The organism is Anaerostipes sp. AF04-45 (genome assembly GCF_003461725.1).
Classification (GTDB): domain Bacteria; phylum Bacillota; class Clostridia; order Lachnospirales; family Lachnospiraceae; genus Anaerostipes; species Anaerostipes caccae.
Map to the genome: position 1 here is coordinate 143,089 of NZ_QTXQ01000005.1, position 13,268 is coordinate 156,356.

Genomic DNA, 13,268 nt, shown 5'->3' on the forward strand with positions numbered 1-13,268 from the left:
TCATGCAGCCTAAATCAAAAACAGTGAAAGGTCTTTCCCCATTCGGGAAAAAATTTAGCTTGGTCAAATCCATTTCTGTTTCTGGAAATAAAATAAATCAGTCGAATCCATTTCCGGATCCGGAAATAAATTCGACCAATCAGCTTCACCTTATTTAACTGTTGCTGTGTTCATATTTTTCAATGATTCCTGCCATTTCTTCGGGACACTCTGCCTCATGAAGCATCTGCCGGTACTCAGCATCCCTCAGCATATTTACCAGACTGAAAAATGCTTTCAGGTAGCTTTTATGGTCAATAGCGCTTAAACAGCATACAAACTCTATAGGGTCCAATTCTTCTACCCCAAATGGCACCGGATTTTTTAAACGGATCAAGTGCATGCCAAGGCGTATACTTCCTTCTTCTACTTTTGCATGTGGCATGGCAAATCCTTTTGACAATACGACATAAGAACCATATTCTTCAATGCTATGGATCATTGCGTCTATATACCTTGACTCAATATAGCCTCTCTCTACAAGCTTTTCACCGGACTTTCGCACTGCATCCTTCCAGTCTTCACATTCTACATCCACTTCAATATTCATTGCCGGCAGCAGATGATGCAGATACGGCGACAGAACCTCCGTCTCATTTTCCACAGATTGTTTAAAATAATCCCGGATCACTCTGCGCAGTTCCTTCATAAATGTCTTCGCCTTTTCTTCCGGCTCGATCATGCTGTATACAAGCGGATGGATCTCATCGATCAAACCTTTGGCGCTTAAACCGTCTTCTTCCATTCTGACCGGAAAATTTCTGCAGTTTCTCAGTGCATCGATCCTATTTCCCACACGGATATAATCCGCATCATTAAAAGCCGCTGAGACAACAACATACTCTAATGAGCAGCCTTCCAGCGGGACCGTGGAGATTACAAAGTCGGCTGCATTAGGCTCGATGCTCATCGCTTCATGGGCTGAGATCACATCCACAACCCGGAATTTAAAATGCCTTTTCAGCTTTTCCAATAATAATCTGGACGTTCCGATTCCTGCGTGGCAGGCTACAATCACACGGAAAGCAACCTCTTTATTTTTCTTTCGTTCAATGGCTGCGCATACATGGACTGCAATATATTTTATTTCTATCTCGTTTAATTGACGCTCCGTATATTGATATATAACGAACATCTGGTTGTTGACTGCCTCCAGTACATCCTGATTATCTTCCAATACCTCATTAATCACATCGACTTCCTGATAATCGATTGGAGGTGCAGAAAATATAGATCCCAGATGATTGGACAGATTCTCAAAAAAATCATAATCCGCATTCAGATCGATTCCCAGTTCCGAAGAAATACCCGAAATATATTGTCTCGTGATCATTTGGATGATAACTGTATTCTTACTGAATCTGCTGTTGTTCATGTAGCGTACTCCATCCAGAAATCTGCTGAAATACTTAATGTCGTCCTCGGTTGTAACCACATCACAATACTGTGAAATGTATTTCAGCGTATCCAGGGCAAACATATAATTCTCACTGTTCGTATCCGGCTGCGGCTCAAGAAATTCTCCCATCTGATTCCGGTTCACCATAATTCTTAAATATAAAATAATCTCCCGAAAAGAGCTGTCATCCAGATATTTCTTATACCGTTGTTCCTGTTCTCCCAGAATTTTCTGAATAACAGAGGAGTCACCTGCCTGTACACTGACATGCTCAGCAACGACATTTTTATGATTTTCATAGATGGAAAGGGAGGGACGAAGAAGATTCAAAAGAAAATTTCTCTTTTCACTCTCTGCACCTTCTATACGAAGTCCCTTGTTGGCATGAGAGATCACATTCAGATTTCCTTCCCTGATAAATGCCTTAATGTCTTTCAGATCATTGATGACCGTTGCCCTGCTGACAAACAAATGATCTGCAATGGTTGCAAGCGTAATATAATCTGCAGAATTTACAATCATTGCCGATGCTGCCTGCCTGCGTTCTTTCCTTGATAATTTATAGTTGTAGAAATCCCCCTCGAGCAGTAATGACAGAGATTCTTTAAAGTTCTCCGGCGGATTGATTCTGCCGCCGCTCTGTATCAAAACTTCCTCCCGCTGATTCTGATTCAGAATCGTATTAATTTCTTTTAAATCATTGCGGATAGTTTTCTGAGACACCTGAAAATATTCTGCAAATCCTGAGACTGTAATCTCATCCTTCTCTTTACTTAATAACTGCACAATCTCAGTGCTCCGCTGGTTCATTCTAATTACCTCCAATTATTTATCTGGCAAAACAGTAACACTCTATTTCATTGTATCCTAATGGAATAGATTAAAAAAGAATGAATTTCTTCTTAAGTATAGAAATTTTTTATATCATCTGCAGATCAATCTTTTATCAATATGACCTGAAAGGGCCTCAGAATTTTTTCTTTCACCGGCTGATTGCTCAGCAGTATCTCTCCTCCTCTTACCCCAATCTTCTTTGTTCTTCGTGAAAAGTTACACAGTATAAGGAATCTTGTAAATCCGTCGTTTCTCTCATATGCCACCACTTCTTTTCCGTATTCTCTATGAGGGATGAATTTACCGTAAATTAAACACGGCTCCTGTTTTCTGAGTGCTGTCATCTTTTTGTAAAATTTCAGTACCGATTGCTCTTCTTTCTCCTGGGTCTCTGCCTCTTTCCAGTCCATCATCTCTCTTGCATTGTCTCTGCTGCGCAGGTTAATATAGTACAGTGCTTCTTCTTTTGTACATCCGTCTGACAGAGCAGAAAGGTACTGTCCTCTGCTCTCAATATCATCAAATTCACAGACAGAATCTTTCCATACATTTGTTGTTCCTAATTCCTGTCCCTGGTAAATAAAAGGAGTCCCCCTCAAAAAGAAATACATGGCAGCCAGCATGGAAGCAGCCTCATACGTCTGGGCTTTTTTATCAGGAAAAAATTTGCTCACCGCTCTGGGCTGGTCGTGGTTTTCTATAAATACTGCCGGCCAGCCAGTCTTCTGAATCTCTTCCTGGCTTTTAAACAGTAACTCTCTGAATTCTTCTGTCGTCCATGTTTTCCTTTTATACCATTTCTCATCTTTTCCTTCCAGATCAAAATTTGTATAACTGAAGTCAAACATCATCGAAAAACATCCCTGCTTTCCAATATAATCTCCAAGTGATGAATATGGTACATCTACAGCCTCTGAGACAGTGACACAGTCCAGTGGGTCAAATACTTGGTTTTTAAGTTCCCTCAAAAAGGCTTCAATCCCTTTTACATTTCTTACATACAGAAGGCAGCTTGCCAGCCCATCCCTTCCATCAGGTTTTCCGTCAGGAAAAGTGTGATCCTTTTTTATAAAATTGATGGCATCCACACGAAATCCCGCAATTCCTTTTTTCATCCACCACCGGATCATTTCATACAGTTCTTTTCTCATGTCTTCGTTTTCCCAGTTAAGATCCGGCTGCCTTTTTGAAAAAGAATGAAAGTAGTACTCCTCCGTTCCCTCAACAGGCTCCCACACTGATCCCCCGAAAACAGACCTTAAATTGCTCGGTGGGCGCCCATTCCTGGATTTCTTAAATATATAATAATCCCTGTATCTGCTTTTTGGATCCCTCAGCGCGTTCTGAAACCAGACATGTTCATCCGATGTGTGATTGAGCACCAGATCCATCATGATTTTCATCCCCCTGATCCCCGCCTCATCTATGAGCTTTTCCAAATCCTCCATCGTCCCAAACATGGGATGAACGGCATAATAATCCGAAACATCGTAACCATTGTCATCCATCGGTGAAGCATAGACCGGACAGATCCACAGCATGGTCACTCCCAGATCACTAAGATAATCAAGATGCTTTAAAATTCCTCTCAAATCTCCGATTCCATCCCCGCTACTGTCGCAAAAACTTTTCGGATATATCTGATATACAATTTCCTGTTTTCCTTTCTGACTGTCCATAACCTGCCCCTTTCCTGAAGAAAAGAATTGCTCCCATTGAGAGAACAATGTAAAATAATAAAGTGACATTTTTATATGATAGGAGTGATTTTTTGAATACAAACAACGAAACAGCCCTTGGAACCATGCCTGTCGGCAAATTATTGTTCCAGCTGGCTGTTCCCACCATTGCCGCCCAAGTCATAAACGCGCTGTATAATATGGTGGACCGCATTTACATCGGCCGTCTTCCGGGAGGAGAAGGACCTCTTGCCATTGCAGGGCTTGGAATTGCTTTTCCGATCATTATGATCATTTCTGCATTTGCCTCCATGATCGGTATGGGAGGAAGCCCCAGAGTCTCAATAAAAATGGGACAGCAGGATCATGACGGGGCGGAAAAAATCCTTGGGAATGCCGTCACAGCTTTGATTGCTCTGGCCGTTCCTCTTACCCTGTTTTTTTATCTTGCAAAAGAACCTCTGCTTTCCATGTTTGGAGCGACAGACAATATACTGCCTTATGCCAATGACTATCTGGGCATCTATCTGCTCGGCTCCATTTTTGTCATGTTTTCTCTCGGCCTGAACAGCTTTATCACCTGCCAGGGGTTTGCCAGGACCAGTATGCTCACAGTGCTGATTGGGGCTCTATTAAATATCGTACTGGACCCAATCTTTATTTTTATCATGGGTCTCGGTGTCAAGGGCTCCGCCTTAGCTACCGTCATTTCCCAGGGGGTCTCTGCGGCCTGGGTCCTCCGTTTTTTAACCGGAAAGAAAACGGATCTCAAGATCCGCAGGAAAAATCTCAGGCTGGAAGCGAAAGTTCTCCTCCCTGTTATCGCCCTGGGGATCGCGCCGTTTATTATGCAGTCCACAGAAAGTCTGGTACAGATCACATTAAATTCAGGAATGAAACGCTACGGCGGTGCCAACGCAGACTCCCTTGTCTCTGTCACGACCATCGCCATAAGCGCCATGCAGTTTCTATCCATGCCCGCCCTTGGACTCGCTCAGGGTGCACAGCCGATCATCAGCTTTAACTATGGAAGCCGGAATATGGACCGGGTAAAAAAGGCCTTTCGCCTGTTATTTGTGATCACTGTGGCCTACACTTTGGGAATCTGGGCCCTCTCCATGGCAGTTCCCCAGATCTATATCTATCTGTTTTCCAGCGGTGAGGCAGCCAGGCAGCTCTCTGTCCTCGGCAGACCCATGATCCGCATTTTCATGGGAGGCTTTCTGTTTATCGGGGCACAGTACGCCTGCCAAAATACATTCATGGCACTGGGCAGGGCAAAGATTTCTCTTGTCATGGCCCTTCTGAGAAAGATCATCCTGCTGATCCCTCTGGCCTTGTTCCTGCCGTTATTTTTTGGCACTACGGGAATCTTCGCGGCAGAACCGATTGCAGATATTCTGGCCTCTGCCGTCACCACCGGAGTTTTCTATTTTATGTCAAAAAAACTGCTCGTATATGCTCCTGATGATTCTGAACAGGGGAATCCTGCAGAGGAGGAAATGAAAGCTTAGTTTTTAAAATCAGGAGGGACTGCCCGGTTAAGCATCCCTCCTGAAATTAAATACTTAAAGAATCATAAACTGGTTTTTGCCCCTTACTTTTGCTTCATACAATGCACCGTCCGCTCTCTCGATGATCTGCTCATAGGAATCATTATCCTGGATCAAAGTAATACCCATACTGATATTCACATGGACTTTCCCCGTCACTTCCCGAAGGATCCTGCCGGCAATCTCCCTTATCTTCTCTTTCTCTGTAATCCCATAGATCAGACAGGTAAATTCATCTCCTCCGTAGCGGCTGACTACATCTTTTTCGCGAAGATTTTTCTCTAAATGTCTGGCCACGGCAGTCAAAACTTCGTCTCCCTTTTGGTGTCCATAAGTATCATTGATTCTTTTAAAGTCATCCACGTCCAGAAAGAAACAGGCACGGTACTTTTTATTCCGCTTTAAATCCTTTTCCAGTAATTTTTGAAAATATTTACGGTTTATGACACCTGTCAGCACATCTTTTGTATTCTCTCTTTTTTCGTTTCTATGGATTTTAAAAAACTGCAGGCTAAAGAATAAAAGCAGAATGGTAATCAGCACACCCTTGGTCATGAGTATAAATGTCTCGCTTTTTAAAGAATACAGTGTTCCTTCATAGAGTTCCGCCACAGCCAACGTACAAATTATCCAGTCACTGATATCCGCCGGTTCATAGTAAAGCATGCGCAATTTTCCTTTGTTTTGATAGTTCAGAAAACCGCTGCTTCCTTTCTGTACGTTTGCCTCCATCTCATGCAGCTGTGCCGGGTCATCGTATTTCATAGTCTTGAGCATATCATACATGGTCGGAAATTTCTCCATTCCTTCATAGGAAGCGACCATCCTGCCTTTTCGTGTAAACACAAGTACAGCTCCCATCCCGCTGGTATCTTTCCCATTGAGAAGTCTTCCCAGCTCCATTGTGCTGTACTCCAGGCAGATGGCGCCTTCAAATCTGCCCTGCTTTATCATAGGCACACCGATGATAATGGATTCGGTTCCTTCTTCTTCATCAAAAAGTACTTTGGAGATGCTGCTCTTTTGTTTTTTAAGAACTTTGTAGTACTGTCTCCCGGAGATATCCATCTTCTTATGGCTGCTGTAGTAAATCGTTCCTCTGCTGTCTGCAACTCCGATTTTCATTCCTTTTGTATCGAACTTTTTGACTACATTCCACCAGTTTTCTTTCCCTGTCCCATCTGGAATATCACATATGACCGCAAGACTCTCCAGCCAGTTTTTCCCGTCCTTTAACAGTGAATTCAAAGCTGCCTTGGCCGTATCATTTGTAGTCTGCAGGTCATGTTTTGTCTGGGCTGCGATCTTTTGATCCATTTCACGGTAATACTGTACAAACGAAAAAATGAAATATGAAAGCAGCGCTATAATTACCAGAAGGATGACTGCTGAATTTATTTGAATTTTTTTCTTTCTTTCTCCCATGCAGTCTCTCCTGTTCTGTGAAGCCATAAATTCTTACTTTCATTATACCCCATTTACCCGGACAATAAAAGAAAACCCGGATCCTGAATTTACATTTGCAGGAAACCGGGTTTTCTTCGGTGATAATGTTATTTCACAGCTGCGACCGCTTCTATTTCAAAAAGCGCCCCTTTGGGAAGTGCCGCCACTTCCACACAGGACCGGGCGGGTTTGTTGTCTCCGAACCTTTTCTCATAAATTGCATTGATTGCCGCAAAATCATTGATATCGTCTAAAAATACAGTAGTCTTGATCACATCACTAAGAGATAATCCTGCCTCTTTCAGTACTTCATCCAGGTTGCTCAGTGCCTGGTCCGCCTGTGCTTCCACTCCATCCGGCAGAGTTCCATTTTCCGGGTCCAGCCCAAGCTGTCCTGAAGTAAATACAAGTTCACCCGCTTTTACCGCATGGCAGTATGGTCCCACTGCTGCGGGAGCTTTCTGTGCATTGATAGTCTCACATGTCATAGCTGATTCCTCACTTTCTAAAAAATAATTAGGTTCATACAATTTTTTTGTATCACTATTATAGCACAGACTGTGTCCGGCGTCCATGCTTTTAGCTGCTTATGCTCACCCTGAGCTTTTTATTTTGCTGATCGGTCTTTTCCATGCTCTTCTCATCCGGTGCATCTTTTGTGGCATAGTAGTCAATATAGTAAAATAATTCTTTTTTCAGGCCACTGAAGGTATAGGTGTTTTTACCTTTTGTTAATTCTATCATTTGGGGTTCTCCCTTTTCATCGATGTTGTTCAGTGACAGTACCGGTTTCAGAGAAAGATCTCCTTTTGAAATATCTTCAAATGTAACTGTAAGTTTCCCGCTCTTTGACTGAAAGACATTTCCAATGACAAGTTCCCCAAATGTCCCCTTCGTCCCGTCGGTCTTCTGCATAGCATCCACATCGAAGTAGAGAACACCGTTTTCGCTGAATTTCATGAAACGGCTGCCTTTAAAGACAAGCTTTGAGGCGTCAGTCTCCCGATCGGTCTTTACAAACCCGTCAAACAGAGAAGTCACAGTCTTCTTTTTTGCTTTGACATCGTATTGGACCAAAGAAAGATTTTTAAACATCTGATCTTCCTTCATATATACACCGGATGGGTATCCGAGGAAGTCCACGGTGCTGTCATTTTGGATCAGCGCATTGGAATCATTCTGCCCATTTTCCATAAGTTCCCGGATCACCTCTTCCTTCGGGCGTCCGGCAAACTTCTTTTTGTCTGTATTCTGGATATCCCCTTCGTAGACATCATCAAAAGCCTGTTTTTTATCCGACAGAGTCTGTTCCTTCACATCATAGAAATAGTCTTTAACCGTATCTTCCCCTTTTGTTCTCAAGAGCCGGACCATATTTCCGTCACTGGAAACGATGATCTTTGCCTCTGTCTCCCCATCCTCGGAAAATAATTTCATTTTTGCCAGGTCCAAAGCTGCAGTAACTTTCTTCTCCTTCAGATCAAAGACATAGAAGCCCTGGGAATTGTGGAACATCACCCTGTCATCTGAAGCGTAGTCCAGTTTTGGGAAATCAGAAACTTCGTCTTTTTTGGTTGTCTCTCCTATGAATGCTTTCAGATCTTTTTCCGATACGAAAGGCTTCTGGTTTTGTTCAGATTTTTTTTGACATCCTGCCGCTGCCAGGGCAAGCATGACTGCCGCTGCAAACATAACAATCCTGATTTTTCTTTTCATGGTCTCACTCCTTTATTTGATCCACTTTGGAGACGGATAATATCGAAAGCTTGCTTTTCCTATGATCTCTTCCCTGGTCACATAGTGAGTCTGCCATTCTCTGGCATCATTGGAACTGTTCCGATTGTCTCCCATGACAAAGTATCCGTTCTTCGGCACTTTATACGGTCCGAAATCGTCCACTGGCTCCTCTTTAATATAAGGCTCCTTCAGGGGCTTTTTACTCCCGTTGATATAAACCTTTCCGTCCTTTACCTCGATCGTTTCTCCCGGAAGTGCAATGACTCTCTTAATATACCACTCTGACTCGTCGTCCGGGTACTCAAATATAATCACATCTCCCCGTTCAGGCTCACTGAACAGGTATGCGGTCCTGAATGCAATGAGTTTATCTCCGGTCATGATGGTATTTTCCATGGAACCGCTCGGTATACTGGCGTTGACTATGACGAAATTCGTGATAAACAAAGTAATGGCCAGAGTGGCAGCAATACAGACAATCCAGCTTCTGACTTCTTTCCTGAAGTTTTGTTTTTTCTTATTCTCTTGTTCCTGTTCTTTTTCCATAGATGTCTCCTATACCTTTGCAAAAAACCTCTTTGCCATATCTGCAAAGAGGTTTTTTTTATTTTTAGTCTGTATATCCTCTGCGGATAATCTCATGTCTGCCGGGTCCGTTGGAGATCAGCGTAATCGGATATCCGATCTTTTCCTCGACGAACTCTACGTATTTTCTGCAGTTTTCCGGCAGTTCTTCGTATTTTGTAATTCCGCGGATGTCACTCTTCCATCCCGGAAGTACTTCGATCACCGGTTTTGCTCTCTCCAGATCACCCGTTGTCGGGAAATCGGTCGTTATTTCACCGTCAATATCATAAGCGACGCAGACCGGAATTTCTTCTAAATAGCCAAGAACATCGAGCACGGTAAATGCCACGTCTGTCGTTCCCTGCATCCTGCATCCGTACTTGGAAGCCACGACGTCAAACCATCCCATCCTTCTCGGACGTCCGGTCGTTGCCCCGAATTCACCGCCGTCTCCCCCGCGTTTTCTGAGCTCATCGGCTTCTTCTCCGAAAATCTCACTGACGAAGGCACCTGCGCCTACAGCACTTGAGTATGCTTTAACTACGGTGACAATCTTCTTAATTTCATATGGCGGAATACCTGCACCGATCGCTCCGTACGCCGCTAAAGTGGAGGAAGATGTCACCATCGGATAAATACCGTGGTCCGGGTCCTTTAACGAGCCCAGCTGGCCTTCCAGGAGAATGGTCTTCTGTTCTTTCATCGCTTTGTGAAGAAACAGGGATACATCGCAGACATACGGCGCTACCATTTCCTTGTACTCCATCAGTTTTTCATACAGCTCATCCGGATTAAGAAGGGGTTTGTGGTAGAGATGCTCGAGCAAAACATTCTTCATCTCGCAGATTCTGACCAATTTTTCTTTTAACACTTTGCCGTCAAACAACTCGTTGACCTGGAAACCGATCTTTGCATATTTGTCTGAATAAAACGGTGCGATCCCCGATTTTGTAGATCCGAAGGACCCTTTTCCCAGTCGTTCCTCCTCGTATTCATCAAACAGGATATGGTACGGCATAACGATCTGGGCACGGTCGGAAACGAGAATTTTCGGCTTTGGCACTCCCTGGGAGACGATTTCCCCAATCTCCTTAAAAAGCACAGGAATATTCAGTGCCACACCGTTACCGATAATGCTGGTTGTATGATCATAGAATACACCGGATGGCAGCGTGTGAAGCGCGAACTTTCCGTAGTCGTTGATGATGGTATGCCCGGCATTCGCTCCTCCCTGGAAACGCACGATAATGTCAGAAGTCTCACCTAACATATCCGTGATCTTACCTTTTCCTTCGTCGCCCCAGTTGGCTCCAACTATTGCTTTAACCATATGTGTATCCTCCTAATTATCAATGACGTGTTTTCGCCATTTTCTTTTGCATAAAGCGAACAACATTTTAATATTATATTGTTTTGTCCCATGTGTCAAGAATCCGCATGGAGATTCCTACTTTTCTTTCACAGAAAAGAAGGAATCTACGCGGTGTTTATAGTCCAGCAGGGAATTGTACTGCAGATACTGATAGTTTGTCAGCCATTTATCTTTATCTTCCTCATCCTGGGTCGCAACATTTTTACCGTCTTTTGTCACATATCCGTTGGCATTGATTGCCGGAATCTGTTTCTCCAGTTCTTCCAGATACTGATTATACGGAGTCATTTTTAAATTTGTCTGTTTCAGCATCAGCGTGGACAGATAGTTGGCACTGGTAAGTTTTACATTTTCCTGTTCTTTGATATCATAGTTTGCCCAGATAACAAACGGAACAGTAAATTTCTTCTGCATCTCCTTGATGTTCAGGCTGTTTAAGTCCTTTCCGTAGAGAAGCTCATAGAACTCGTCTTCCAGTTTTGGCTGATGGTCTCCGAACATCACAACGATGGTCGGTTCTTTCTGCTCCTTAAAGTAATCGATCAGCTTCTTAAATGCCCGGTCGGATTCATGGATCAGAGACAGATAACGCTCTGCGGGTTCTGTCTTCTTCTCGTCTTCAATCGTAATTTCCTGCTTGAAGTTATCGTCCGGAAGCAGATATCCGCCGTGGTTCTGAATTGTTACATTAAACATAAACAGAGGATTATCTGATTTTCTGTTCTCGAATGTCTCTATGATCTTGTCATAATCTGACTCGTCGCTGACCCATCCTCTGATTCTCCTGACTTTGGATTCATCCAGCGATGACTCATCCAGGAAGTTGTCGAATCCAAGCAGCGGATACACGCTCTGTCTGTTCCATGCATTCGGCTTATAAGGGTGGAATGCGGTCGTGTCATATCCCTGTTCTTTTAACTGGGTAGCAAGACTCGGCACTTCGTGTTTTACAAACTGGGTATATGCATTTCCGTTCAGCGGAAGAGAAGATACTGAGTTTCCTGTGAGGAACTCATACTCGGAGTTGCTTGTTCCGCCTCCGAATACAGATACCAGCATATCACCCTTGATTGTATTTTCTTTCATAGAATTGATATAAGGCATCACTTCTTTATTTGTCTTGATCTTGTTGACCACATTCAGATCAGAAAATGTCTCGTTCATGATGACGACCACATTTGGTTTCTGCTTCAGATTCTTGTTCTGTCCGGTTGTCACCTCATAATTTTTGGCAATGTCTTTTACCTTATCCACACTGTATCCTTCCGGTTCCGTCCCAAGAAGATACTGTACATTCAGAAGGAAGCTTAAGACAAAGCCGTTTCGTTTATATCCCTTTTTCTGATTGAAAAATTCTACCTTTACGTTATGTGCTTCTAAAAAGTTCACCCTGGTGCAGAAGAAACTCTGTCCCAGTGTTGCCACAACTACAACGGCCAATGCCGCCAGACGGTGCTTCCACCGAAACGCCTTGATAGTATCCAGTTTCCATGCTATGATGCACAGTCCCAAACAAATAATTGTAGCAACAATGGCTGCTTTATCATAGGACAGAGTATAGTGATCCGCAACGTCCATAGCAGTACCGAGCGCCCATATATCCGCCGGTGTGATCGGTGTGCCTCTGAACTGCATGACGAAGTAGTTTCCAACCGCACATCCGTATAAGAGCAGATTCCCCACAATAACTGCATATTTGACCCGGTTAAAGATCAGAAGCAGTATTGCAAAGATGATATAGAACCATATGACATTCAAGGCATAGGACAGAATACCCATGACACTGATTGGATTGTAAAATACCTTTTCGACCATATAAAAGGCCAGCCACGGATTCACAATAAATAAGGCCCATGTGAGCCATTTATTCCATTTTTCAGGAATATTCAGCTGAACCAGTAAAAGTACAATCAATCCTACGGCAATGGCAATCGTCAAACCGATGGCCCACATGTCAATCTGGGTTGTCCAAACCCTTGCACAGAGACGGATATCCTGTGTCTTGTTATTCTTTACAAGAGGCTGGAAAACAGAACCCATATCCTTTGAAATGTAAATATACAGAGGATCTTTCTTGTTAATTCCGATTCCTTTAATTTCGTAGGTATAAGTTTCTCCCTTTTCAAGCTTCTGATTCACGACAACTTTGTACCAGCGGTCGTCATGAAGCTCTCTGCGGCGCATAGTGGATTTGACTTCAGCCCTTCCGTCAACTTCCTCCATCGTTGGGGTGATATGAAATACAACATTACCTTTTGAATCTTTTATCGTCAGATCAATGCTTCCCGGTCTTGCATCTCCATAGTTTCTCCCCACACGGAAGTCAATTCTTTCTGCCGAAGTAAAATTAGCTTTAAATTCCTGCTTAATCGTATCCCCGTCTGCAATCGCGATCTTCTCCATGCCGCTTTCCGGTACGCCCTTAGCTACCCGTTCCGCAAACTGATCTTTATTCTTAATACACAGCACACAGAATAAGATCAGACACGCAATAATAAAGTACTTTCCAAACTTGTGAATAAAGCTATGGATTTTTCCCAGTTTGTCTTTCAAACCATTTGATTTACTGTTCATGTTTTCTTCCCACCTAATTTTGTATTTTTTAAACGGCTGTTTTTAAAGCCTGCCCCTCTCTTCAGTGT

Annotated in this window: 9 protein-coding genes; 1 reads left to right on the plus strand and 8 read right to left on the minus strand. The window is 43.2% G+C overall.

From position 1 onward, the window contains the following. Positions 1-154: 154 nt before the first annotated feature. Both DWV34_RS09350 and DWV34_RS09355 read right to left on the minus strand, forming a co-directional pair. Complete coding sequence (locus tag DWV34_RS09350) at positions 155-2,248, minus strand: BglG family transcription antiterminator (protein ID WP_006566517.1); 2,094 nt, start codon at positions 2,246-2,248, stop codon at positions 155-157. 125 nt (positions 2,249-2,373) lie between these two features. Beyond that, complete coding sequence (locus DWV34_RS09355; protein WP_022260733.1) at positions 2,374-3,951, minus strand: alpha-glucosidase; 1,578 nt, start codon at positions 3,949-3,951, stop codon at positions 2,374-2,376. 125 nt (positions 3,952-4,076) lie between these two features. Between DWV34_RS09355 and DWV34_RS09360 the strand changes: the two genes are divergently transcribed. After that, positions 4,077-5,465, plus strand: a complete 1,389-nt coding sequence (locus DWV34_RS09360; RefSeq protein ID WP_009289061.1) for an MATE family efflux transporter — start codon at positions 4,077-4,079, stop codon at positions 5,463-5,465. Positions 5,466-5,519: 54 nt separating this feature from the next. Here DWV34_RS09360 and DWV34_RS09365 read toward each other — a convergent pair whose 3' ends face one another. The 6 genes from DWV34_RS09365 to DWV34_RS09390 all read right to left on the minus strand — a co-directional run bounded on the left by DWV34_RS09365 (position 5,520) and on the right by DWV34_RS09390 (position 13,200). Continuing rightward, a complete protein-coding gene (locus tag DWV34_RS09365; protein WP_022260735.1) occupies positions 5,520-6,929 on the minus strand; it encodes a sensor domain-containing diguanylate cyclase in 1,410 nt (469 codons plus the stop codon). Between the two features lie 128 nt (positions 6,930-7,057). Further along, positions 7,058-7,438, minus strand: a complete 381-nt coding sequence (locus DWV34_RS09370; RefSeq protein ID WP_039946522.1) for a RidA family protein — start codon at positions 7,436-7,438, stop codon at positions 7,058-7,060. 91 nt (positions 7,439-7,529) lie between these two features. After that, complete coding sequence (locus DWV34_RS09375; RefSeq protein WP_006566522.1) at positions 7,530-8,666, minus strand: hypothetical protein; 1,137 nt, start codon at positions 8,664-8,666, stop codon at positions 7,530-7,532. A 12-nt stretch (positions 8,667-8,678) separates the two neighbouring features. Next, positions 8,679-9,233, minus strand: a complete 555-nt coding sequence (gene lepB / locus DWV34_RS09380; RefSeq protein WP_006566523.1) for a signal peptidase I — start codon at positions 9,231-9,233, stop codon at positions 8,679-8,681. Between the two features lie 64 nt (positions 9,234-9,297). Further along, entirely contained in the window at positions 9,298-10,584 is a 1,287-nt protein-coding gene (locus tag DWV34_RS09385; RefSeq protein WP_009289065.1) for an adenylosuccinate synthase, read from the minus strand. A gap of 117 nt (positions 10,585-10,701) precedes the next feature. Then, positions 10,702-13,200 (minus strand): LTA synthase family protein, encoded by a 2,499-nt coding sequence (locus DWV34_RS09390; protein WP_009289066.1) that lies wholly within the window; start codon positions 13,198-13,200, stop codon positions 10,702-10,704. Positions 13,201-13,268 lie beyond the last annotated feature (68 nt).